Source organism: Anaerovibrio slackiae (genome assembly GCF_009695585.1).
Classification (GTDB): Bacteria; Bacillota; Negativicutes; order Selenomonadales; family Selenomonadaceae; genus Anaerovibrio; species Anaerovibrio slackiae.
The window spans coordinates 15,436-39,011 of record NZ_VUNR01000025.1; the positions used below are offsets into that span (position 1 = coordinate 15,436).

21 protein-coding genes are annotated in these 23,576 nt (G+C 45.9%); 19 read left to right on the plus strand and 2 right to left on the minus strand.

The window, feature by feature from the left end:
- Nucleotides 1-54: 54 nt before the first annotated feature.
- The 6 genes from FYJ84_RS11130 to FYJ84_RS11155 are packed head-to-tail and all read left to right on the plus strand — an operon-like array spanning nucleotide 55 to nucleotide 6,236.
- Nucleotides 55-1,254 (plus strand): nucleotide sugar dehydrogenase, encoded by a 1,200-nt coding sequence (locus FYJ84_RS11130; protein ID WP_455423410.1) that lies wholly within the window; start codon nucleotides 55-57, stop codon nucleotides 1,252-1,254.
- A 30-nt stretch (nucleotides 1,255-1,284) separates the two neighbouring features.
- Nucleotides 1,285-2,265: a glycosyltransferase gene (locus FYJ84_RS11135; RefSeq protein ID WP_154407683.1), complete on the plus strand. Its 981-nt coding sequence runs from the start codon at nucleotides 1,285-1,287 to the stop codon at nucleotides 2,263-2,265.
- A 47-nt stretch (nucleotides 2,266-2,312) separates the two neighbouring features.
- Entirely contained in the window at nucleotides 2,313-3,401 is a 1,089-nt protein-coding gene (locus FYJ84_RS11140) for a DegT/DnrJ/EryC1/StrS family aminotransferase (protein WP_154407684.1), read from the plus strand.
- Between the two features lie 24 nt (nucleotides 3,402-3,425).
- The gene (locus FYJ84_RS11145) at nucleotides 3,426-4,040 is read left to right on the plus strand and encodes a NeuD/PglB/VioB family sugar acetyltransferase (RefSeq protein ID WP_154407685.1); all 615 of its coding nucleotides are present in this window, start codon (nucleotides 3,426-3,428) and stop codon (nucleotides 4,038-4,040) included.
- Between the two features lie 49 nt (nucleotides 4,041-4,089).
- A complete protein-coding gene (locus FYJ84_RS11150; protein ID WP_205764220.1) occupies nucleotides 4,090-5,328 on the plus strand; it encodes a glycosyltransferase in 1,239 nt (412 codons plus the stop codon).
- Between the two features lie 50 nt (nucleotides 5,329-5,378).
- Nucleotides 5,379-6,236 carry an AraC family transcriptional regulator gene (locus tag FYJ84_RS11155; RefSeq protein ID WP_154407687.1) on the plus strand — a complete coding sequence of 286 codons (858 nt, stop codon included), beginning with the start codon at nucleotides 5,379-5,381 and terminating at the stop codon, nucleotides 6,234-6,236.
- A 153-nt stretch (nucleotides 6,237-6,389) separates the two neighbouring features.
- On the opposite strand, the gene FYJ84_RS11160 is transcribed toward FYJ84_RS11155, so the two are convergent.
- Nucleotides 6,390-7,103 carry an Rpn family recombination-promoting nuclease/putative transposase gene (locus tag FYJ84_RS11160; RefSeq protein WP_154407688.1) on the minus strand — a complete coding sequence of 238 codons (714 nt, stop codon included), beginning with the start codon at nucleotides 7,101-7,103 and terminating at the stop codon, nucleotides 6,390-6,392.
- A 183-nt stretch (nucleotides 7,104-7,286) separates the two neighbouring features.
- On the opposite strand from FYJ84_RS11160, the gene ftsZ reads away from it, so the two are divergent.
- From ftsZ to FYJ84_RS11205, 9 genes are all read left to right on the plus strand, one after another.
- A complete protein-coding gene (ftsZ, locus tag FYJ84_RS11165) occupies nucleotides 7,287-8,453 on the plus strand; it encodes a cell division protein FtsZ (RefSeq protein ID WP_328596386.1) in 1,167 nt (388 codons plus the stop codon).
- Between the two features lie 133 nt (nucleotides 8,454-8,586).
- Complete coding sequence (locus FYJ84_RS11170; protein WP_277007568.1) at nucleotides 8,587-9,633, plus strand: ABC transporter substrate-binding protein; 1,047 nt, start codon at nucleotides 8,587-8,589, stop codon at nucleotides 9,631-9,633.
- Nucleotides 9,634-9,751: 118 nt separating this feature from the next.
- Nucleotides 9,752-11,080, plus strand: coding sequence for a 30S ribosomal protein S12 methylthiotransferase RimO (rimO, locus tag FYJ84_RS11175; protein WP_154407689.1), 1,329 nt, complete (start codon nucleotides 9,752-9,754; stop codon nucleotides 11,078-11,080).
- A 104-nt stretch (nucleotides 11,081-11,184) separates the two neighbouring features.
- The gene (locus FYJ84_RS11180; protein WP_154407690.1) at nucleotides 11,185-11,934 is read left to right on the plus strand and encodes a hypothetical protein; all 750 of its coding nucleotides are present in this window, start codon (nucleotides 11,185-11,187) and stop codon (nucleotides 11,932-11,934) included.
- Between the two features lie 207 nt (nucleotides 11,935-12,141).
- Complete coding sequence (gene htpG, locus FYJ84_RS11185) at nucleotides 12,142-14,097, plus strand: molecular chaperone HtpG (protein WP_154407691.1); 1,956 nt, start codon at nucleotides 12,142-12,144, stop codon at nucleotides 14,095-14,097.
- 514 nt (nucleotides 14,098-14,611) lie between these two features.
- A complete protein-coding gene (locus tag FYJ84_RS11190; protein ID WP_154407692.1) occupies nucleotides 14,612-15,085 on the plus strand; it encodes a hypothetical protein in 474 nt (157 codons plus the stop codon).
- Between the two features lie 85 nt (nucleotides 15,086-15,170).
- Nucleotides 15,171-15,932, plus strand: coding sequence for a hypothetical protein (locus FYJ84_RS11195; protein ID WP_154407693.1), 762 nt, complete (start codon nucleotides 15,171-15,173; stop codon nucleotides 15,930-15,932).
- Nucleotides 15,933-16,090: 158 nt separating this feature from the next.
- On the plus strand, nucleotides 16,091-16,996 hold the full coding sequence (locus FYJ84_RS11200) for a substrate-binding domain-containing protein (RefSeq protein ID WP_205764221.1): 906 nt from the start codon (nucleotides 16,091-16,093) through the stop codon (nucleotides 16,994-16,996).
- 58 nt (nucleotides 16,997-17,054) lie between these two features.
- Nucleotides 17,055-18,746: a Na/Pi cotransporter family protein gene (locus tag FYJ84_RS11205; protein WP_154407694.1), complete on the plus strand. Its 1,692-nt coding sequence runs from the start codon at nucleotides 17,055-17,057 to the stop codon at nucleotides 18,744-18,746.
- Nucleotides 18,747-18,949: 203 nt separating this feature from the next.
- Here the strand turns inward: FYJ84_RS11205 and FYJ84_RS11210 are convergent, their stop codons facing one another.
- Nucleotides 18,950-19,792, minus strand: coding sequence for an AraC family transcriptional regulator (locus tag FYJ84_RS11210; RefSeq protein WP_154407695.1), 843 nt, complete (start codon nucleotides 19,790-19,792; stop codon nucleotides 18,950-18,952).
- Nucleotides 19,793-19,995: 203 nt separating this feature from the next.
- Between FYJ84_RS11210 and FYJ84_RS11215 the strand changes: the two genes are divergently transcribed.
- From FYJ84_RS11215 to purE, 4 genes are all read left to right on the plus strand, one after another.
- The gene (locus FYJ84_RS11215; protein WP_154407696.1) at nucleotides 19,996-20,340 is read left to right on the plus strand and encodes a hypothetical protein; all 345 of its coding nucleotides are present in this window, start codon (nucleotides 19,996-19,998) and stop codon (nucleotides 20,338-20,340) included.
- Nucleotides 20,341-20,940: 600 nt separating this feature from the next.
- Entirely contained in the window at nucleotides 20,941-22,434 is a 1,494-nt protein-coding gene (locus tag FYJ84_RS11220; RefSeq protein ID WP_154407697.1) for a putative sulfate exporter family transporter, read from the plus strand.
- Nucleotides 22,435-22,517: 83 nt separating this feature from the next.
- Entirely contained in the window at nucleotides 22,518-22,709 is a 192-nt protein-coding gene (locus FYJ84_RS11225) for a hypothetical protein (RefSeq protein ID WP_154407698.1), read from the plus strand.
- 320 nt (nucleotides 22,710-23,029) lie between these two features.
- Complete coding sequence (gene purE, locus FYJ84_RS11230) at nucleotides 23,030-23,518, plus strand: 5-(carboxyamino)imidazole ribonucleotide mutase (protein ID WP_154407699.1); 489 nt, start codon at nucleotides 23,030-23,032, stop codon at nucleotides 23,516-23,518.
- Nucleotides 23,519-23,576 lie beyond the last annotated feature (58 nt).

Here is a 23,576-nt window from a genome sequence, read left to right on the forward strand (position 1 = left end):
TTTTATATGCATGTATTTTATTTGTATAGCGTGAAAGTCTAAGAGGTGTAAGTGATGATGAAAATTGCAGTGGCAGGTACCGGCTATGTGGGCATGAGCTTAGCAGTGTTGCTGGCGCAACAGAATCAGGTGACTGCTGTGGATGTAGTATCAGAAAAAGTGGAACTGATCAATAATAGAAAATCTCCTATACGGGATGATTATATTGAGAAGTATCTGAGGGAAAAGCAGCTGCATATTACAGCAACGTTGGATGGTGATACAGCTTACAGGGAGGCAGATTTTGTAATTGTGGCGACACCTACCAACTATGACAGTAAAAAGAATTTTTTTGATACTTCGGCAGTTGAGTCTGTTATCCGTCAGGTTACGTCTGTAAATAGAGATGCAGTCATCATCATCAAGTCCACCATCCCAGTAGGATTTACCCAAAAGATTAGAAAAACTACTGGCAATAAGAGGATTCTTTTCAGTCCGGAATTTTTGCGTGAGAGTAAAGCTTTGTACGACAATCTCTATCCGTCTAGAATTGTTGTAGGAACTGACAGGCAGGATGAGGAATTGACCAGGAAGGCGGAGATATTTGCTAGGCTGTTGCAGTCTGCAGCACTGAAGTCTGAAGTTGAAACATTGATTATTGGCTTTACGGAGGCTGAGGCAGTGAAGCTGTTTTCCAATACATATTTAGCTTTGCGAGTAGCTTATTTCAATGAATTGGATTCTTATGCGGATGTACGTGGTCTTAATGCGAAGGAAATTATTCAGGGGGTTGCTTTGGATCCGCGAATTGGAGATTTTTATAATAATCCATCATTTGGTTATGGAGGTTATTGTCTGCCGAAAGATACAAAGCAACTTCTGGCCAATTATGAAGATGTGCCTCAGAATTTGATTAGTGCCATTGTAGAAGCAAATCGCACACGTAAAGATTTTATTGCAGATGAAGTGTTGAGTAAGGTTTCTGAAATAAAAAATCCAGTGATTGGAATTTATAGACTGACAATGAAAACATCATCTGATAATTTCAGGGCAAGTGCAATTCAAGGTGTGATGAAACGCTTGAAGGCTGAAGGCATAACCTGCATCGTTTATGAACCTACTTTACATGCTGATTATTTTTACAATTCATTAGTTGAAAATGATTTGGTTAAATTTAAGAATGCTAGCCATGTTATTTTAGCCAATCGCTGGAACAATGAATTGTCAGATGTGGAAGGAAAAGTTTATACGAGGGATTTATTTGCGCGCGATTGATGATAGTTTTGGAGAAAGGATGATTTTGTGATGCAGCAAGAGCAGTATGCAGATTTATATTGGGATAGAGAGCCTGCTGAAAAAGAAAAGTTTATAGAGCAGCTGGCGCCTATAGTCTTATTTACATATAATCGCTTGCAGCATACAAAGCAGACGATTGAAGCTTTGCAGAATAATGTATATGCGGCAGACAGTGAATTGTTTATATATTCAGATGCACCTAAAACTGAGAATGCAATTTTGGATGTACAGGCTGTTAGGGATTATTTATATTCAATCAATGGATTCAAGAATATTACTATCATTGAACGTGAGGAAAACTGTGGGCTTGCAAAGAATATAATTGATGGCGTAACCAGTATAGTGAATAAATATGGGAAAATAATTGTGCTGGAAGATGACATTGTTACATCAAAATATTTCTTGAAGTATATGAATGATGCTTTGAAGATTTATGAAACTGAATCAAAGGTCATTATGATAAATGGTTATCTTTATCCAATAGACAATAAAGATTTGCCTGAGACATTTTTTGTTAAAGCAGGAGGTTGCTGGGGATGGGCTACGTGGGCAGATAGATGGAAACACTTTTCTCGAGAACCTCAGAAAATAAGAGATAGTTTTACGGATGAAGATATTTATAGATTTAATTTTAATGGTAAAACGCAAGACTTTTTTGATCAAATTATTGCTAATTGTGATGGTCGCTTATATACCTGGGCTATTTTTTGGGCTGTTGTGATTTATAGGAGAGGATATTCATTATTTCCAGCTTTGCCTCTGAGTAAAAATATTGGACATGATTCTAGTGGTGTGCATTGTGGAACTACTAATTATTATGATGTTGATTTGGGAGTCAATAAAGTAAAAAAATTTTCTGTTCGTATTATAGAATCGAATATTGCATATATACGAATAGGGGAATTTATGGAAAAAATATCGTATGTACCTTTGAGTCGTAAGATTTTGCATTACATTAAAAAGTTTATTTTATCTAAAATAATTAAATAAAAATGATAATGTCTTAACAGTAATATTTTTTATTGGAGGAAGTTTTTATGAACATTTCAGTGTACAAGCCATCTTTAAATGGCAATGAGAAAAAATATGTAAATGATTGCCTGGATACTACATGGATTTCTTCAAAGGGCAAATATAATGATATGTTTGCAGAGCGTTTTTCTGAATATATCGGAACGCAATATGGTACAACTGTTACTAATGGTACTTTGGCATTGCACTTAGCATTGCTTGCATTGGGAGTGGGCGAAGGCGATGAAGTAATTGTTCCATCTTTTACCTATATAGCATCGGCTAATGCTGTTAAATATACTGGTGCGGATGTTGTTTTTGTTGATTCGTTAGAAGATAGTTGGCAAATGGCTCCTGATGATGTAGAACGGAAAATTACTAAAAATACAAAGGCGATTATGCCAGTACATTTATATGGGCATCCATGTGATATGGACGCTATAATGGCAATTGCTAGAAGGCATGATGTTTTTGTGATAGAAGATTGCGCCGAAGCCATTGGTTCAGAGTACAATGGGAAAAAAGTTGGCTCATTTGGTGATATAGCTGCATTTAGTTTTTTTGGTAATAAAACTATTACCTGCGGTGAAGGCGGTATGGTACTTACAAACAATAAAACATTGTTTGAACGAGTAGTGCATATAAAAGGTCAAGGATTAGCTACTCATCGTGAATATTGGCATGATATTGTTGGATATAATTATAGGATGACTAATATAGCTGCTGCTATTGGATTGGCACAATTGGAACAGATTGATAAATTTATTGATAGAAAAATGCAAATTGCAGCGTTATATACAGATAAATTATATGGGTTGCCAGTCACTGTTCACAAGTCAGTGGGGAATGTTAAGCACACCTATTGGATGGTTTCCATTTCTTGCCAAAATATTGAAGACAGGGATTCATTGCGCAATTATTTAAAGGAAAATGGTATTGAAACCAGGCCGACGTTTTATCCAATTCATACTATGCCGATGTATTCACATAAATATCAGAGTCATCCGGTAGCAGAAAAGTTAGGGTGGTCAGGTATAAATTTGCCGAGCTATCCTGATTTAAAAGATAGCGAGATAGATTATGTTTGTGAATGCATAAAAAAATATTTTTCTTGAGGTTAATATGAGGTTAATAGCGACATGAGAAACATTTCTATAATTGGTTGTGGTGGGCATGCACGTTGTGTAGCTAATACTATTTTTTATAATGAAAAAGATGTTCATTTAACTTTTTATGATGAAAATGCAAGAAGTGGTGAGAAAATCTTTGGTGATATAGATGTTTTGGGGATGCCATTAGATTTTGATGGTGAACAGCTATTTATTGCTATTGGCGATAATATGGAACGCATGAAATTTGCTCAAAGATATGAACATTATTTAAATTTGCATGGAATTAGTATTGTTTCACAATCAGCACATATTGGGAAATTTGTCGATATTGGCTTAGGGAGTTATGTAAGTGAAGGTGCATATATTGGCCCAGAGGTTGTTATTGGTAAATTTTCCATTATAAATTCCAATGCAGTTGTGGCACATGAGGCTCGTATAGGTAATTTTTCTCATATAAGTGTTAATGCTACTGTAAGCGGACGTTGTAATATTGGGAATAATGTATTTTTGGGAGGAGGAGCTGTAGTACGCGATAAAGTATCAATTTGTGATTCTGTTGTTATTGGTGCTGGTGGTGTGGTATGTAAGGATATATCAGAATCGGGAATGTATGTTGGATGTCCCGTTAAAAAAATCAAATAAATATAGATGTTTATTCTTTGCGTTATTAGGAAAGTGCAGGTTATTTAATGTGAATGAAAAAATATTGGTGGGGATAGATGGTAATGGTTTTAAGACTTGGGGCGGGGGGATAGATTTTATTGCTACTATCACTGAGGCGCTGGAGTCTACAGGAAAAGTTCGAACATATTTGTTATTGGATGAAATGAGCGCTGCAGATAAAATTTTTAAATCCATTAAATTTTTTATAAAGTCAGGATTGAATTTATGTTTAACTATTGAGAATTTCAAAAAATATAAATATGAAAACAGAGAAATAATTGATGGATTTAGAATTTGTACGCCTAATACAAAGGTTGTTTGTTATAAAACTATCGCTAATAGGTTTTATAATAATTTACAAAAGAAACAGGAACAGTGCTTGGATGAAAATAATGTAAGCATAATATTGCCGTCTATACAATGCAAGAAAAGGGATGGAAGTATTGCAAGGATAGGTTATATTTATGATTTTCAACATAAGTATTATCCTGATCTTTTTTCTAAAGAAGTTTGTGAACAAAGAGATAGAGATTTTGGAGAACAACTTTCTGATAATGATTATGTAATTGTTAATGCAAATGAAGTAAAAAAAGATATATTAAAGTTTTATCCTAATAATCGTTGCAAAGTTATAGTATTGCCATTTAAACCTTTCCAAAAAGTGGAAGTACCAGCGAATATTGATCTAAAAAAATATGATTTGCCTAATAAATACTATGTGATATGTAACCAGTTTTGGTTGCATAAGTCACATATAACAGCATTTGAGGCATTAGATGCTTTATATGAATCAGGTACTACAGATATACATATAGTTTGTACTGGAAAAATGGAGGATGTTCGCTCTGAAAACTATATAGCAAATTTGAAGGAAAAAGTTGCTAGGATGAAATGCAGAGAGAATATTCATTTTTTAGGATATATACCTAAAAATGACCAGATTGGAATTATGAGAAATTCTATAGGCCTTATTCAGCCTACGCTGTTTGAAGGGGGGCCTGGCGGGGGAGCAACATATAATGCTTTAGGATTAGGTCTGCCATGTTTGTTGTCAGATATACCAGTCAATAGAGAGGTTGTTGGTTATGAAAATGTTTTCTTTTTCGAGAAAGAGAACTCTAAGATGCTTGCTGAATTGATGTTGGCGCACCAAAATGATTCTCATGTTGAGGAAAAAGATATAAATATAAAACTAAGTAAAAATAAAAAAGAATATGGAGAATTTCTTCTCGATGTTATTAACTCGGTGATTAATACAGGTAAATAATAAAACATGGCAAGTAAAGAGAACTGACAACGCTAGAAGGGGGAGTAGGTATGCCAGAGGATATGTCAGCTTTTTCAACTGTTACCTCATCCAGGATATTGTATACTCCTTCTTCTTTTGCGCGGTTTTCGCTGCTGCATTTGCAGGAAGCCGGTTCTTTGCAGGCTGTGCAGCCACATACCAGCAGGCGTGAAAAGTTGCAGTCATATTTGTGCTTTGTGGTGTGTCAGGGGAGTGGCAGGCTGTTTTATGAAAATACGGAGTATTGCTTGTCTGCCGGGGATATGGTGTTTATTGATTGCCGCAAGGGATACAGCCATGTGACTGAGGATGATTTGTGGTCTCTGCGGTGGTGCCATTTTTATGGCCTTTCGATGCCGGATATTTATGCGAAGTACAGGGAGCGTGGAGGCAAGGCTGTTTTTCATCCTGATGATGCCGGGGCGATTGAGGGCATTTTGTCCGGTTTATATGACCTGGCTTCCTCGTCTGACTATGTCCGTGATATGCGCATCAATGAGAAGCTGAATGAGCTTTTGACTATTCTGATGGAGCAGTCATGGCATCAGGAAGTGGCTGTTGCCTCTAAGAAGCGCATGGAGCTGAACGAGATAAAAAAGTATCTGGACGAAAACTATGGCAGGAAGGTATCGCTGGAAGACCTGGCTAATAAGTTTTTTGTGAGCAAGTGCTATTTGTCCAGGATTTTTAAGGACAGCTATGGCTTCACCGTAAACAAATACATTTTATTTAAGCGGATTACGGAAGCAAAGCGGCTTTTGCGGTTTTCGGCTAAAAATGTGGATGAGATTGCAGATTCCGTGGGGATGAATGATGCAAATTATTTTAGCCGGATGTTTCGCAAGGTAGAAGGCATGAGCCCCAGTGAGTACAGGAAAAGATGGTAAGTATTATTTAGCGTAAAAATGGCTGCAGCTTGATGAATAAATCATCAAGCTACAGCCATTTTGAACAAATATAGTGTTGACTTCATCAGTTATAAAACTTCTAAATCATGCATTGTTCTATATTTGATATAGTTAATCATCGTTTCGCTGTTGTTATAATGGTTTTGCGATGGCAGCCAGCTCCTCTTGTGAATAATATCCAGAGGACTGCAGTGCTTGCAAGGTCACAATGCCTTGGGTGAGCAGTTTGCGTGCAGAGTTAATTCGTTCACGAGCCTCGCCAATGGTTATGCCACGGGCCTCGCCGGCTTCCAGCAGGGCTTCTCGTTCTTCTTTTTCGTTCCATTCAAAACCAAACATATTGATCACCTCACTTTCGTTGTACTGAAGGTAGTCTTTCATAACATTGTTGTCAATGCAGTATATGATGGTGTCCCTGACAGCCTCATCAATAGCAAGCCCCTGCTGCCTAAGCAGCTTGTAGTGGTTGGAAAAAGTGCTGTACTCCCTGAGGGGCTTGCAGATGCTTTTCAAGGCTTCGCTTTTGCCGGTTGCCAGGTTGTAAACATGGACAATGAGTTCCAGTTTGTTCGAGGGAGCCTTGAAGGCATCACTTAATTTCAGGATTTTGCGTTCAAAGCTGGTATCGTCACCATCATAAAATACGTAGAATTCAGGAGCAGGAATCTGTATCAGCGAGCTGCTGTACATTTTCCGCTTTTCAGGTTCCAGATAAATCTTGAAAAGTTCAGTCACATAGTTCAGCAATCTGACTGGCATGTTGGGGTTGAGGGTGGTCTGGTGCTCAAATAATGATTTTTGAAAAATGCTTTCAATAATACAGACGAAAAAATATTCTACAAACATTATATCACTTTTTAGACAGAAAGGGAATATTTTTTTGGAGAAAATATGATCATTGCGTAGCAAAGTTTGTAAAAAATCATAAAATATGTAGAAAATTTTATGGAATGATGTTATAATGATGAAATGTAATAGGTGAAATGGGCTATTTTTACATAAATAAAGCTTGTATGTGGAGGTATACTTGTGGGAATTGATTTTGCAGATTTAGATGAAGGCCTTGATGCCGTAATTAAAGTTGTTGGTGTGGGCGGTGGCGGCAACAATGCCGTAAACTGCATGGTCTCCTCTGGGGTACAGGGGGTGGAGTTTATCGCCATCAATACAGATGCAGAAGTGCTGGATGAGTCGCTGGCTCCTGTCCGCCTGCAGATTGGCAGGAAGGCAACCGAGGGCAAGGGCGCAGGTGCCAGGCCGGAGGTAGGCGAGAAGGCTGCCGAGGAGAACCGGGACGAGATCAAGGCTGCCCTTGAGGGAGCTGATATGGTGTTTATTGCTGCCGGTATGGGCGGCGGTACTGGTACAGGTGCGGCTCCTATCGTGGCGGAGTGCGCCAAGGAGCTGGGGGCTCTGACTGTGGCAGTTGTTACCCGTCCTTTTGGCTTCGAGGGCCTGATGCGCAAGCGCCGTGCCGAGGCCGGTGTGGCGAAGCTGGCTGAGCGTGTGGACAGTATCATCACCATCCCGAATGAGAAGCTGCTGGAGATTATTGACCGCAGCACTCCTTTTACCGAGGCATTCCGCATTGTGGATGATGTGCTGCGCCAGGGCGTACAGAGTATTTCTGACCTGATTAATGTACCGGGCTTTGTAAATCTTGATTTTGCTGATGTGCAGGCTATCATGAGCAATGCCGGCCCTGCCCTGATGGGTATCGGCGAGGCTTCCGGCGATGGTGCGCCTCTGTCTGCTGTGAAGGCAGCTGTGGAGTCCCCTCTGCTGGAGGTTTCCGTGCAGGGTGCCCGTGGCGTTATCATGAACTTTACCGGTGCATCTGACCGCCTGAGCATGGCGGAGCTGAATGAGGCCAGCCTTGCCATTACGGAGGCTGCCCACAAGGATGCCAACATCATCTGGGGTGTGGCTACGGATGACAGCCTGGGGGATGTGGTTCGCGTGACTGTTATTGCCACTGATTTTGAGGGACGTCAGGGTGCTTCCGCACCGGCTCCTTCTGCCAACCAGTTCTTTGGCAGCCCCGCCGGTAATGCCGGTGCAGCAGCAGCCCAGCCGTCCGCTCCGGGAATGCGCAGCTCCACCTTTGGCAACGACCCGAACCGCGGCATGCCAAATCAGGATTTCTTTACTGTTAATAACATTGATATTCCTGTCTGGATGCGCAAGAATAACTAATTCATTACTTTGAGCAATCTGAAAATCCTGTAGGGGTGCCTACAGGATTTTCTTTTAAAAGCATTGCGTATTTATGATTGCATATTACTATAGTAATATGCTGGTTTGCAGGTGTTCAGGCTTTTTGATTGAGGTGAGGCTGATGCGGAGATATACGGTTTTGCTGGTGGTTTCCTTTGTAATAATGTTGCTGGTGATTACCGGTACTATGTATATATCAGGAACGGGCAGTGACAGGGACAGCGGCAGGAAGCTGCTGGGGGAGATTACGGTCTATACGACGCTGCCGACGGAAAACGTGACTTATCTGGCAGAGGAATATGAGAAGCTCCACAAGATACAGGTGAATTTTGTGCCTTTGTCCGAGCAGGAGCTGGAACAGCGGCTCAGGGAGCCGGGCAAGGCTGATATGGTGCTGGCGGATAGCAGGCTGCTGCGCCGGGCGGCAGGCCAGGGCTGGCTGGTGCCGTATGTGTCGGAGCATAGTGATGCGGTAGCCGGGAATCTCAAGGATGCCGGGGATTTTTGGATAGGTACCTGGTATGACCCGGTGGTGTTCTGTATCAACAGGGACTATATGCAGCGGAATGCCCGTCTGCCCCTGGGGTGGCGTGACTTGTCGGAGGCAAAGGGGATGCGCATCGGGATTACGGATTTTCTGGCGGCGGACAGCTCCGCCAACCTGTATTTTTTCCTGATTGCCCAGTTTGGGGAGCAGGGAACGCTGGATTTGCTGAAAAAAATCCATCCAAACGTGGTGCAGTATGCCAAGTATCTGTCCACGCCTGTCCGCATGGCAGGCATGGGGGAGGTTGACCTGACGGTGGCGGTGCAGAGCGAGGTGCTCCGCTATATAGATGATGGCTATCCGCTGAAAATCATCCAGCCGGAGGAAGGCACTGCCTATACCCTGATTGGCACCGGCATTTTGCTGCATGCCCCTCATGGGGAGCAGGCCAGGAAGTTTGCTGACTGGCTGCTGACGGATGAGGCGCTGCTGGTGCTGCAGAGCAATAAATTTTACTTTGTGCCTGCCAATCCTGCCACCCTGGCCTACAAGCGGCTGGCGGTGAGGAATCCTGTGCTGTTCAACCAGCTGGCGGATTTTCCAAAGGAAAAGCGGCAGGAGCTTCTTGACAGGTGGGTGAAGCAGGTGCGCCTTGCCAGCGACAGCAATTAGTAGTTGTTGACAATAACTGGCTGCTGGCGTATGAGCAAGCTGCTGGCGAATAAATACATTGCGGATGAATGTGATAGTGAGCATATAACCCGGCACAGCCGGGGAAGGAGGATATAGATTGAAAGCAGGTTTTATTAGTCTGGGCTGTTCCAAAAATCTCGTGGATACGGAGGTTATGCTGGGGATTTTGCGGCAGAATGGATATGAGCTGGTGAATGAGGCGGCGGAGGCGGATGTGCTGATTGTCAATACCTGTGCCTTTATTGAGTCTGCCAAGGAGGAGTCCATCACTACTGTCCTGACCATGGCGGAGTACAAGGAGCCGGGCAAGGGCAGGTGCAAATCCCTGATTATTGCCGGTTGCCTGGGGCAGCGGTACGGGCAGGAGCTTTTGGATGATTTGCCGGAGGCTGATGGCATTATCGGTACCGGCTCCTGGCATCGCATTATGGAAGCCATTGAGGAAACGCTGGCTGGCAACCGGGTGGTTATCAACAGGGAAAATGAGATTATTTATGATGCTTCTGTGCCCCGGATTCCTACTACGCCGTCTTATACTGCCTATGTAAAGATTGCGGAAGGGTGCAATAACCGCTGTGCCTTCTGCGCGATTCCCCTCATCAGGGGCAGGTACAGGAGCCGCAGCGTTGAGGATATCCGTCAGGAAGTGGAGGTCCTGGTGGCAAAGGGCGTCAGGGAAATCGTGCTGATTGCCCAGGATACTACCAACTACGGCCATGATATCTATGGTGAGCCAAGCCTGGCGCGGCTTTTGAAGGAGCTTTGCCGGATTGAGGGCATCAAGTGGCTGCGTACCCTGTACAGCTATCCGAAATTCTTTACGGATGAGCTGATTGAGGTGATTGCCAGTGAGGAAAAGCTGGTGAAATACGTGGATATTCCTTTGCAGCATGCCAATGATGAAATCCTTCGTGCCATGCACAGGCCTGATACCAAGGCGGAGGTGACTGCCCTTTTGCAGAAGCTGCGGGAGCGTATTCCGGGCGTGGTTATCCGCTCTACCTTCATTGTGGGCTTTCCGGGGGAGACCGATGCCCAGTATCAGGAGCTGAAGGAGTTCTTGCAGCAGCAGCGGTTTGACCATGTGGGGATTTTTACTTATTCCCGGGAGGAGGATACGGCAGCCGCAGAGATGGAGGGCCAGGTGCCTGAGGAGGTCATGCAGGACCGCTATCATGATTTGAAGGCTACCCAGAGCCTGATTTCCCAGCAGCTGAATGAGGCGCTGGAGGGCCAGGTGCTGGAGGTGCTGGTGGAAGGCCGCACGGAGGACGGGATGCCTTATGGCCGCTCTTATCGTCAGGCTGATGATGTGGATGACAGCATCTATATCGAGGATGACAGGACCAGCCAGGTGGGTGATATGGTGAAGGTGCGGATTTTGCAGGGCTTTACCGAGGACCTGGTGGGCGAGCTGGTGCGATAAGGTTTTTTAATCTGATTTTAACTTGTTTCTCAGCATTTTTTCATGGAGGAACTGTATAAATATACTCGTCAATGGATATTGATAGAGAGAGGATGATATTGACTATGAACGTAAAAAAATATCTTTTGAATGGAATATTGTCTGTATGCGTGGCATCGGCACTGTTTGGTGCTGTGCCGGGGGTGGCAGGTGCCGAGGAAGCGGCAGCTGGCGGAGAGCTGGTGCCTCAGACGCAGCAGGAGCCGGTGGTGTTTACCTACAAGCATACCAGCGCCCGCTATGGATATAGCATTCTCTGCCCGGTTCAGCCGAAGATTATTCCTGCCAGTGCCTACAATCCGGGGGATAAGGGAGAGGTAATGCTCTTTGCCGGCACCTATGACAATATCAAAAAGGGCTGGATTATCTGCATTAATGGCTATGATGACAAGGTGATTCCTGAGAATATCGGCACCATGCCTGAGGAGGAGGCAAAGCCGTTTTTGCAGAATTTTGCTGCTACCTACGGGCTTGCCTATGCCCAGATTGTGGAGATTCCGAACCGCAACGATGATGGCAGCGAGGCTGAGGGATGCCGCTACGGTATCTGCGGCCCTACGGCAACTGAGGTTGAGGTGGACAGCGATGGCGATGGGGTGATGGACTCCGTGGCTGTGGCTGAGAACCAGATGATGAAGCTGTTCGTGCCTGGGCAGTATGGCGGCCATTTTGTGCTGGGGCTGATTGAGGAAAAGGGACTGACCAAGAAGAATGTGGAGGAATTCATGAATGCCGGGCTTTATACCCTGCAGCAGTGGCCGACTTCCGGCTATGATAAGGCAAAGGCTGATGCCGGGAAAAAGGACAAGAAGTAAACATAATAGTGATGATGCTGCTGCCGTGGCCATGATGTGTATTTGTATTGCATGATGGCTGCGGCAGTTTTTTTTAGTTTGCCTATTGATTTTTTTGACTTTTTGATGTATTATACTTTTTGTAGCTTGGCACTCACCATGTCAGAGTGCTAACAGGCTATAATAACTTGTTTAAAGTAAATTTACATAAAAAGGAGATAATTTTTTATGGCAAAGACAACCCATGAATTTCAGGCAGAGACTAAAGAGCTGCTGAATCTGATGATTCACAGCATTTATACCAATCACGAGATTTTTCTCCGTGAGCTGATTTCCAATGCGTCTGATGCTATTGACAAGCTGCATTTTGAGTCCTTGCAGAATCGGGATATTTTGGAGGGCAACGAGGACTATGAGATTTTCCTGGTGCCTGACAAGGAAAGCCATACCCTGACTATTTCCGATAACGGTATTGGCATGACCAAGGACGAGGTAGTAGAGAATATCGGTACTATTGCCAAGTCCGGCACCAAGGCGTTTCTGGAGCAGCTGCAGAAGGCAAAGGAGAACAATGCGGAGCTGACTGACAAGGAAATGATTGGCCAGTTCGGCGTAGGCTTCTACTCTGCCTTCATGGTGGCAGAGAAGGTGACCATCACTACCCGCAAGGCAGGCACCAGCGAGGCAGTTCGCTGGGAATCCACTGGTGACGGTTCTTATACTTTGGAGGACTGCGAGAAGGAAAGCCGCGGTACTACCATCACTATTACTCTCGGCAAGGAATTCTATGGGGATGAGGCGGAGGAAAACTTTACTGATACCTGGAATCTCCAGAATCTGGTAAAGAAGTATTCTGATTATGTGCGCTATCCAATCAAGATGAATTTTGAGACCGAGGAGATGCCTCGTGACGATGAGGGAAAAATCATCGAGGGCGCGGAGAAAATCAAGAAGATTGAGCTGAAAACCCTCAACTCCATGCAGCCGCTGTGGACAAAGAGCAAGAATGACATCACCAAGGAAGAATACACTGAGTTCATCAAGAATCAGTTCCATGAGTGGGAGGAGCCCATGGAGGTTTTTCACAACAAGGCTGAGGGTGGCGTAGAGTATACCTCACTGCTGTATATCCCTGCCAAGGCTCCGTTCAACCTGTATCATACTGACTACGAGCCGGGGGTGCAGCTTTACTCCCGTCATGTGTTCATCATGGACAAGTGCAAGGATTTGCTGCCTGACTACCTGCGTTTCGTCAAGGGCCTGGTTGATTCTCCTGATTTGTCCCTGAATATTTCCCGTGAGCTTCTCCAGCAGAGCCGCGAGCTGAAGACCATCGGCAAGAATCTGGAAAAGACCATCCTCAAGGCTTTGGAGCGCATGCTGAAGAATGACCGTGAGAAGTACGAGAAGTTCTGGCAGGAGTTCGGCAAGTCCCTGAAGATTGGCATTTACAACAGCATGTACACCGGCAGCAACGTGATTGACAAGCTGAAGGAGCTGCTGCTGTTCGCTTCCTCCAAGGAGGGCAAGGAGGTTTCCCTCAAGGAGTACGTGGAGCGTATGCCGGAGAGCCAGAAGAAGATTTATTATGCTACTGGTACTGACAAGGCCACCATTGAAAAGCTGCCTCAGATGGAGCTTCTGAAGGAGAAAGGCCTGGAAGTTCTTTACCTGCTGGATCCTGTGGATGAGTTTGCTATTGAGACCATCCGCACTTATAGCGATAAGGAGTTCCAGTCCATCAGCCGCGGTGATTTGGATTTGGATGATGCCGAGTCCCAGGAGGCCAAGAAGGAGACTGAGGAAATCGCCAAGAACAATGATGATCTGGTGAAGGATATCAAGGAAGTGCTGGGGGACAAGGTTGCGGAGGTAAAAATCAGCTCCCGCCTGAAGTCCGGTGCTGTGTGCCTGGTGGCTGACGCCATGGGGCCGAGCCTTTCTATGGAGCATACTTTTGCCGCTATGGACAACCCTATGTTCAAGGCAAAGAGGATTTTGGAAATCAATCCGAAGCATGACCTGTTCAGCAAGCTGCAGATTCTCCACGCCAACGGCAAGGATGATGCAGATTTCAAGGATTATTGCGATCTGCTCTACACCCAGGCTCTGATTATCGAGGGCATTATGCCTGAGAACCCTGTGGATTTCGCCAACAAGATTGCCAAGATGATGGCGAAGTAAGCAGTGGCTAGTATCACAATATAATATCGCATAATATAGTGCAAATACATGGTGCAGGCAATAACTGGCGCAGGGGCAAATTGTGTCAGGAGGTTGTCTGCATTTTTTTATTGATATTGCAGAGCTTAGGAATAGTACGGAGGAGGCAGTTTTTAGGCCAAAAGAAAATTCTGAGAATATGGTTGCATCGTAATTTGAGAGAGGCGTTTGTGTTTATTCGCAAATGCTTTTCTTATTTTAGTTGTGGTGGATGCCTAGCAGTTCTTGACAGTACGCACAAGAACTGCTGGGATTAAACTGCTGACGGTAAAGCACTTAGCAATAGTTATTTTGTGTATCTATGTGTTGAGCTATTTTGAATTATAAAAACGGGTAGTTTTTGGCACTACCAAATTGACAGTAGAGGGGGATTTATGTGATAATGAGAATGGTAGATAGATGGACAACTATTAATGTGTTTCATGATAGTAAGATGTCATTATCTGCGATATACTATAGAGGAAGGGGGGATAATATGTTTTTAGATGATCAAATACTTGTTTATATAGAAGATGGCGGATCTGAGTTTGATTTACTGGAATTAGAATGTGAAGATGAGGCAATTTATGAACTTCTAGCGGAAGATTTGATAAAGGATGCCACTAAGTATAACGGTCGGTGGTATGTGTTTAAAGTAAATTCTAATGATAATGGACCGTTGCCTCATTTTCATATAGATGCTCAAGATGGTAATGGAGCTGAGTATCATGGGGCATTAATGCTGGATAGAAATATGGATTTTAATCATAATAAGAGCATGAGGCTTGATTTTACAAAACGTAAATTTTCAAGACAGATCGATGAAGCTTTGCGTAATGAGTATAAGAACACAGGAAACAGTTGTTGGAAAACATTGCAGTCATGGTGGAATAAGAGCAATGCTAGGTTAGGATGTTCTCATGCAACATCTCAACCGGATTACAGTATCATAGAGCGGTATCGTGATTAATAAGTAAACAATCCCCCTTCCATTGATTTGGGAGGGGGTATATAATTTATATGTGAAAATTATGTTCACATAAGGGGGAACGGTGATGATTGATTATCTGAAATCAAAGGCTCTGAAAGAATATCACAAGAAGCTGAATTTTGTCCTGCCTGATGAGGCTGTTGCAACCTTGATATACTGCTCACGGGTAACGCTGGAGGAAAAATATGCTTCTTTGCAGGAACTGGCGGATAAAACGCAGGATGAGAATTTGAAACGGTGTATTGCTGCCAGGCTGGCATCTGATAGGGAAGATTATGATAATCTGGTCAGGCAGGAAGCTGGTATTGTATTTGCCGTGGAGGATGCTAAGGAAGTCTCCTTTGGTAAATTTCCTTCCTTTGAGGAAGCTTATGAAGCTGGCAGGAAACTGGGAAAGAAATTTCGCATTTTAAAGGAGTATATTTTGTCCGCTGGTTCTGGCGAAGATGATGAGGATGAATATGATAATGTCATAGGCGGTGTCAGCTACAATGCAGAAGCACAAATGACATGGTTCACCTATGATGCTGATAAAGAAATCAATAGCTTGGAATATTGTGTCAATAGTTTTGAGGGCAAGCCTTTTTGGATGCCGCATCCTTTTCGTACAGGAGACAAGGTTAAGTTTTGTTATGAGGGCGGAGAGGAGCAGGCAGGTATAGTTGGCAATCAGGACACTGACCAGTGGAATGAGATGATTTTGGAGGGCATTAAGGAAGGTACTATAGATGTGGAGGAAACGCTGAATGTTTTAGTGGAGTACCCGGAACTTTTTTCAGGTGCTCATAGCCATGTCCTGGTTATGGATTTGGAATACGCGGATTGATAATGTGAATATATGGTGCAGGCAATAACTGATGCATGAACAGGTGGTGTCAGGATATTGCCTGCACTTTATTTTTTACAAAAAATTAACAAAAACTGTCAAAGAGATTTTACATAAAAATCGTATGATAAAGTCATATTTAGGACGGGAGTGATTTCATGCAGATTAAGAGGATGGAGAACAGGCTGTGGCTGGCGGTGCTTTTGCTGGTGGCTGCGTTATCCCTTGCCGGATGTGGCATGTCGGCAGGAAATAGCGGAGGGCAGCTGAGTCAGGAGCAGGTGGACGGTCTTGAGAAGCTTGGCAAAATCAAGGTGATTTCTAGGGAGGATGGCTCCGGGACGCGGAGCACCTTTGCGGAGCTGGCAGGCTTTGCCGGAGAAGGCAAGGGGGCAGATCTGACCAGGGAGGATGCCGCCGTAGCTGACAATGCGGAGACAGTTGTCCAGCAGGTGGCAGGTGATAAAGCGGCTATCGGCTATGCATCCTATGGCACAGTGCGCTCTGCTGCCGATGTGAAGATTTTGACGGTGAATGGCTTTGATGTGTCCTCCGGCAAGGGGAGCTATCCTCTGCGGCGGTCTTTTTATCTGGCCTACAGCGGTCGGCTGAGTGATTTGGAGCAGGATTTTCTGACCTATGTTACCGGGGCAGGCCAGGAGCTGGTGGGTAAATCCTTCGGGGCTGTTGCCAAGGCGGACAGATTCCTGTCCAATCAGGCGGCAGGGGAGTTGAAAATCGTTGGCTCCACCTCGGTGGCACCTTTGATGTCAGAGCTGGCAGCTGCCTATGAGGGCATCAATACCCATGCCGATATAAGCGTGGTGCCGTCAAATTCCGCAGATGGCCTGACCAGGACCATGCAGGGGGAGTGTGACTTCGGCATGGCTTCCCGGGAGCTGAAGGATTATGAAAAGGAGCTTTTGAATTACCGGCTGATTGCCAATGATGATATTGTGGTGATTGTCAATAAGGATAATCCTCTGACCAATATCACCCTTGAGCAGCTGAAGGGGATTTATACGGGAGAGCTGGCCGGCTGGCAGGAGCTTTCCGGAAAATGATGTCAGGAAGAGTTGGCAGAAAAATTACCACTGTGAAGTGTGATATGGAGGAGAGATAATGGAAGGAATGCAGATTGCATTTGGTCTGCTGGGCGGACTGGCAGTCTTTATCTATGGCATGAATATGATGAGCGAATGCCTGCAAAAGGCTGCCGGGGAGAAAATGAAAAGCATCCTGGCGATGCTGACGCGAAATCCTTTGCTGGGTGTGCTGGCAGGTGCGCTGACTACAGCGGTGCTGCAGAGCAGCAGCGCCACCACGGTTATGGCTATCGGCTTTGTCAGCGCGGGGCTGATGAGCCTGCCACAGGCGATTTCGATTATCCTGGGTGCCAATATCGGTACGACTATGACAGCCCAGATTATCGCCTTTAAGATTAGCGATTATATTTATCTGATTGTATTCTTGGGCTTTGCCATGGCTTTTGTCAGCAAGTCGGAGAAGGTCAAGAATATCGGCCAGACGATTTTTGCCTTTGGTCTCTTGTTCCTGGGAATTGAGACTATGGGACATGTGATGAAGCCGCTGGCCTCCAGCCCGGTGTTCACCAACATGATTGCGGAGGTAAGCGATATTCCTGTGCTGGGTGTGCTGGTAGGTACCCTGATGACACTGGTGGTGCAGAGCAGTAGTGCTACCATTGCGGTGCTGCAGAATTTTGCGGCCCAGGCAGGCCCTGATGGCGTAACCAGTATCCTGGGGCTGGCAGGGGCGATTCCTGTGCTGCTGGGTGATAATATCGGTACTACCATCACCGCATTGTTCGCAGCCGTGGGGCAGTCGAAGAATGCCAAGCGGACGGCAGTGGCTCACTGCGTGTTCAATATCTCCGGCTGCCTGCTGTTTATCTGGTTTGTAAATCCCTATGCGGCATTTATTCAGAGCATTTCCCCATCCGGGCCGGAGGTGGAGGTCATCTCCCGGCAGATTGCCAATGCCCATACTATTTTCAATATCACTATGACCTGTGTCTGGGTAGGCCTGATTAACAAGGTGATGGTGCCTATCGTCATGCGGATTGTGCCGGATAGCGAGGTAATTGCAGAGGAAAATCCTATGGAGCCGCAGTATCTGGACAGCAATCTCATCAGCCAGCCTTCTGCTGCCTTGCAGCTGGTGGCCAAGGAAGTGGTGCATTGCAGCGACATTGTGCAGGGGCTGATTGGCAATACCCGGGAGCTTTTGAAAAAGGATGATGCCGGGCTGCTGGCCAGCATCTATGAGCAGGAGGCAGTTGCCAGAAATTTGCATGAGAGGATTACGGAGTACCTGGCAGACCTGTTCTCAGCCGGTGTGCTGACGGAGGAACAGGCAACCCAGACGGCAGGGCTCATGTATGTGCTGAGTGACGTAGACAGGATTGCCATCCTCTGCGGTGATGCGGCACGGGCTGTACAGGAGAAGATGGACAAGAAGTATAAGTTCTCCAAGGAAGCTAAGAAGGATCTGGAAAAGAGCCTGCAGCTGGTGGAGGAAATGTACCATAATGCCCTCAGTGTCATGGAGACCGGCAGCAAGGAGGACGTGAAGGCCATCTTCAAGAAGAAGATTTTGATTCGCGACCTGGATATCTCCATGCGCAAGGCGCATATGTCCCGTGTCAGCAAGGGCAAGTGCGCGGCCAACCTGACTGTGCCGTACAACAAGCTGCTGCATATTATTGACCGCATGGGCAATAACTGCGTTAATATTGCGGATACTGCCCTGAAAAAAGTAAATTTGCAGTATTTTAGTGCCCTTGAAGCATAAAAATTGACGAACCCGGTATGACTGTACCAACGAAAACGCGCTCTCGCTCCTAGTTGTGCCTCGCGTTACTAACATTCATCTATCGCCTTTGGCTCTGATGAATGAAGTAACGAGGCGCAACAAGGGTTTTCTTATGGTACATGTCATACCGGGTTCTCGCTTCCTGCCTGTATGTAAAAATCATTAACTATATTTCAGGTGATTTATGTGCTGCTGTTGCGGAAGGCGGTGGGGGTGGTGCGGAAGCTTTTCTTGAACTCCCGGGAGAAGGCGGAGTAATCCGTGAAGCCGCACTGGTAGCAGAGCTCCGTAATGGGAATGTCGGTGGTGGCCAGCAGGCTCTTTGCCAGCAGGAGCCTTTTGCTGTTGATGTACTGATGGATGCTGAAGCCGGTGTCAGCCTTGAACTTGCGCATCATGTAGAACTTGCTGAGATAGGCTGTTTCTGCCAGGGTGTCAATGGACAGGTCATCGGTGAGGTGGCTGTTGATGTAGGCAAGGATTTGCTGGATTTTCCTGTCGCAGGAAACGCTGGAAAGCTCCAGCTCGTTGTCCAGAATGGCCCGGTTCAGGAGTATCATAAATTCCATGAACAGCAATTCGGTGTACAGCTCGTTGCCGTAGCCCTGCTGGTGGGCAACTGTTTCCAGCTTGTCCATGTGAAACAGCAGGTCGTGGCTTTTGCCGGGCGGCGCATGCATGACGCTGGAGGCCTCCCTTGCGGCGTGAAAGCATTGGGCAAGGTCGCATTTACCCTGTCCGCACTTGGCGAGAAAATCCGGCGAGACGTAGATGACAATCCTTTCGTAGCTTTTGCCGGGCACAGTAACGGGGCGGTGGATTTCACCGGCACTGACGAAAAGAATATCCCGTGGTTTCAGGGGATAGGTCCTTCCTTCGATGATGTAGGAGGCTTCGCCCCCCAGGAACAGGATGATTTTGTGGAAATCGTGGTAGTGGAAGGGGATTTCTTGCAGGGCGGCATCTTTGAGGCGGAAGACGCGGAAGCCCTGCAGGAGATACCCTTTTTTATTATATTCATTCATAATTATTGCTCCTTGGTTTTTGTGAAGCTGGTTATCTGCTCTGTTAGTGACTTTAAATATTATAGGACATTTTTTGCAATATTGACAGCACTTTTTATATATTCAATGTAAATATTGCCTGCTATAATGTACACAACATGAGATGTGAAAGCCCTATAAATTAATGATTTAGGGCTTGATGTTATAGGAAGGGGAAATCAAAAATGCTGCAGATGGATATTTTTAATTTTCATAGAGTTGAGTATATCGTTGTGGATACCGGGATGGCGGTTTTTGATCGGGAAGGCATTGCAAAGCTGGCCAGCTATCGTCAGGGGGTAGGGGCAGACAGGGTTCTGCTGGTGGACAAGTCCCTGGGGCAGCTGGTGGCGGCGGCAGACGGCAAGGGCTGCTGGCAGATGGTGTCCGCCTATGACTGCCAGGTGGCAAGGGCGGCGCTGGGCAGCGTAGAGCTGCCGGAGGGCATGTACCGCAGTGAGCTTCGGGTGACGGATTATTTCCTGAGCAGGCTGCTGGCAAAAGAGGGCGGCATGAAGATTGCCGGCTGAGGAAAATTGCATACTGCGATATACAATATGTGATGTGTGATATGTGATATGTGATATGTAATACGTAATATATGATATGTGATGGATGCTTGCTTTTATAAATTTTTGAAACGCTGCAAGGATGGCTGTGAGCCTTTGCCTTGCGGCGTTTTTTGTGTGGCAAAATAGGAATTGTTACAAAACATATAAAAAAAGTATAAAATTTTATATTAAACATATTGACAAAGTATGTGAGCGAGGCTATACTATCAATATCACCTGATTTACATACCAAAATGATAGGTGAATCGGTTTTTGGAGTTGGTTCTCCTCTGAAAGGGTATACAAAGGATATTTTCATAAGAGGTTCCGAAAACTGCACGCAGGATGAAACAGGCAGGAGTGACAGGGCAGCGAAAAACACAGGGCTGCCGGGGCGGCCTGCCAGTGCGTGAAGTAATATGCAAAATGGCTTGCGGGCCGTTTTCGGAGCTTCTTATCTCCTAATGGTGCCGGGGGAGGACAGCTGGCAGGAATTATAAAATATTTATTTGGCAGCTGGCAGACGCAATTATCATCATTTATTTTTTGTCAGTGTGCCGGGAAAGGACGGTGCTGAGTATGGCAGTATTAGCAGCAGAGCCCCATGAGCTTCTGGTTCAGAAGAAGGGCTTTTTGAAGAATGAGGATTGGTGGGCCGTATGGCTGGGACTTTTGATTTTCAGCCTGGGCGCAGGGCAGATTGCAGGAGTTGACCTTTTGGGCTGGGTGGCCAAGTTCGGTGTCTGGTCTGATGTGACCAAGGCGGTTGCCCCTAACAGCAAGGCATTTGCCTTTTTGGGGGCAGGGGGTTCCCTGATACTGACCTATGGTTTCCTTTTGGCGTTGACTACCTTGGGGGCATGGTTCATGGGCAATTCCGTGAAGCGGTTTGCGGCAGGCTTCACCGTGCTGTTCTGGGTGACGGTGGCAGCCAATACTTTGGGCAATTACGCTTATCTGGCAGCTACCCCTAACACCCTTGAGAAGTTCGGCATTTCCTGGTCTTTGGGCCTTGGTGAGCTTGGCTTCGTCATTGCTTTGGCAGTGGGGCTGATTATCGGCAACTTTTTCCCGAAGGCAGCAGCTTTCTTGTCCGTGGCGGCAAAGCCTGAGTGGTATATCAAGACAGGCATCGTCATTCTGGGCATGACTATCGGCATCAAGACCGTTGGTGCCATGGGGCTGGCCAGCACCGTTATCTTCCGCGGCATCTGCGCGGTTATTGAGGCTTATCTGATTTATTGGCCGGTGGTGTACATTCTGTCCCGCAAGGTGTTCAAGTTCACTCCTGAGTGGGCGGCGCCGATGGCCTCCGGCATTTCCATCTGCGGCGTGGCAGCAGCCATTGCTACCGGCAGCGCTATCCGCGCCAGGGCGATTGTGCCGACGATTCTTTCTTCCGTAATCATTGTTTTCGTGGCTGTGGAGCTTCTGGTTCTGCCGTGGGTGGCCAGCACCTTCTTTGCCGATGATCCGCTGGTAGCAGGTGCGTGGATGGGCCTGGCTGTCAAGAGCGACGGCGGTGCCATTGCTTCCGGTGCCATTACCGATTCCCTGATCCGTGCCAAGGCACTGGCTGAGTACGGCATCAATTATCAGGAGGGCTGGGTGCTGATGGCAACCACTACAGCCAAGGTATTTATTGATGTGTTTATAGGTATCTGGGCCTTTGTGCTGGCAGTTGTGTGGTCTGTATTCCCTGTGCTTTTCGGCCGCAAGAAGGGTGAGAGCTACAAGGTTTCTGTCAGGGAGATCGGTGACCGCTTCCCGAAGTTCATTCTTGGCTTCCTGGCTACATTCCTGATTTTGTTCACTTGGGGCCTGTCTGATGAGTCCATTGTCAAGGCAGCCACCGCAGGTGCCGGTCAGGCAAATCTGCTCCGTGCTATTTTCTTCGGCCTGTGCTTCTTCTCTATCGGCCTGATTACTGATGTGCGCAAGCTGTGGGCAGAAGGCCTGGGACGCATTGTAGGCGTTTATTCCATCGCCCTCTTTGGCTTTATCCTCTGGGTAGGCCTGGGGATTTCCTATCTGTTCTACCACGGCATCCTGCCGCCGGTAGTGGCAGGGTAATGTATTGAACGGCCGGTATCTGGCTGTTCTGAGAGAAGATAGTGGGCATTTTGGCAAAGGGTATTTAAAAGGAGGAAAATATTATGGCAAATCCGGCAGTTACTTATGAGGATTTTAATGCAGAGGAAACCACAGCTCATGAGGAGCATATTGAGATTATCCGTCAGGAAGCAGAATGGTTTGACCTGACACCGATTGAAAAGAAGCTGTGCGGTGCTTCACTGGGACTGGGGATTGCGCTCCTGGCAGTATTTCTGGTGGCTTTCCGCCTGTAATATATGAATATATGCAGCATTTTAGGGCAGGGTGAAATATCCCTGCCTTTTTGCGTGGAAATTTTCCTGTGCGTTGACAGCTTTTTATAGTTTCTGCTATCATGTAATGGGTGCTTAGCGAAGATTTTCAGTATTTGTCGCTAGGCAATTTAATGTTCCTATGGTAGAATAGGAGTGTGCGCGTTGGTATGCTTATCTTTTGATAAGTTATATCCTATTATTTGGTTGCTCTTGCCACGCTGCCGTCAGGCAGGGCTGGCAAGGAATTTTTGGGAGAATTAGCATAAGTTTGTGATTTGCGAAGGGAAAGTGATTACGCAATGAAGGTATCCATTGTCATGGGCAGTGATTCTGACTGGCCAATTTTGAAGCCCGCTTATGAATTGTTGAAGAAGTTTGACATTGAGGCAGAGGTAGTAGTTGCTTCTGCACACCGTACTCCTGCCAAGGTCAGGGAGCTGGTTACGACTGCTCCTGAGCGAGGTATAGGTGCATTTATTGCTGCTGCCGGTGCCGCTGCGCATCTGGGGGGCGTTATTGCCAGTTATACCACTCTGCCTGTTATTGGCGTGCCAATCAATGCCACTCCGTTAAACGGCATGGATGCCCTTCTGAGCACGGTTCAGATGCCGTCCGGCATCCCTGTTGCCACTATGGCTGTCAACGGTGCCAAGAATGCAGCGATTTTTGTTGCCCAGATGTTTGCCCTCTCTGATGAGGAGCTGGCCAAGAAGCTGGCAGATTATCGCGCCAAGATGGTAGAGGAAGTGGAGAAGAAGGCTGCCCGGGTTGAGCAGCAGCTGGGCTGATCAGCTCTATAGGAACAACTATATAAAAAATCAAAAGCTCTATAAACGATTATATTAA

Coding starts and splice junctions, on each gene's coding strand:
- FYJ84_RS11130 (WP_455423410.1), top strand. CDS start 55: ATGATGAAAATTGCAGTGGCAGGTACCGGCTATGTGGGCATGAGCTTA.
- FYJ84_RS11135 (WP_154407683.1), top strand. CDS start 1,285: ATGCAGCAAGAGCAGTATGCAGATTTATATTGGGATAGAGAGCCTGCT.
- FYJ84_RS11140 (WP_154407684.1), top strand. CDS start 2,313: ATGAACATTTCAGTGTACAAGCCATCTTTAAATGGCAATGAGAAAAAA.
- FYJ84_RS11145 (WP_154407685.1), top strand. CDS start 3,426: ATGAGAAACATTTCTATAATTGGTTGTGGTGGGCATGCACGTTGTGTA.
- FYJ84_RS11155 (WP_154407687.1), top strand. CDS start 5,379: ATGCCAGAGGATATGTCAGCTTTTTCAACTGTTACCTCATCCAGGATA.
- FYJ84_RS11160 (WP_154407688.1), bottom strand. CDS start 7,103: ATGTTTGTAGAATATTTTTTCGTCTGTATTATTGAAAGCATTTTTCAA.
- FYJ84_RS11180 (WP_154407690.1), top strand. CDS start 11,185: ATGAACGTAAAAAAATATCTTTTGAATGGAATATTGTCTGTATGCGTG.
- htpG (WP_154407691.1), top strand. CDS start 12,142: ATGGCAAAGACAACCCATGAATTTCAGGCAGAGACTAAAGAGCTGCTG.
- FYJ84_RS11190 (WP_154407692.1), top strand. CDS start 14,612: ATGTTTTTAGATGATCAAATACTTGTTTATATAGAAGATGGCGGATCT.
- FYJ84_RS11195 (WP_154407693.1), top strand. CDS start 15,171: ATGATTGATTATCTGAAATCAAAGGCTCTGAAAGAATATCACAAGAAG.
- FYJ84_RS11200 (WP_205764221.1), top strand. CDS start 16,091: ATGCAGATTAAGAGGATGGAGAACAGGCTGTGGCTGGCGGTGCTTTTG.
- FYJ84_RS11205 (WP_154407694.1), top strand. CDS start 17,055: ATGGAAGGAATGCAGATTGCATTTGGTCTGCTGGGCGGACTGGCAGTC.
- FYJ84_RS11210 (WP_154407695.1), bottom strand. CDS start 19,792: ATGAATGAATATAATAAAAAAGGGTATCTCCTGCAGGGCTTCCGCGTC.
- FYJ84_RS11215 (WP_154407696.1), top strand. CDS start 19,996: ATGCTGCAGATGGATATTTTTAATTTTCATAGAGTTGAGTATATCGTT.
- FYJ84_RS11220 (WP_154407697.1), top strand. CDS start 20,941: ATGGCAGTATTAGCAGCAGAGCCCCATGAGCTTCTGGTTCAGAAGAAG.
- FYJ84_RS11225 (WP_154407698.1), top strand. CDS start 22,518: ATGGCAAATCCGGCAGTTACTTATGAGGATTTTAATGCAGAGGAAACC.
- purE (WP_154407699.1), top strand. CDS start 23,030: ATGAAGGTATCCATTGTCATGGGCAGTGATTCTGACTGGCCAATTTTG.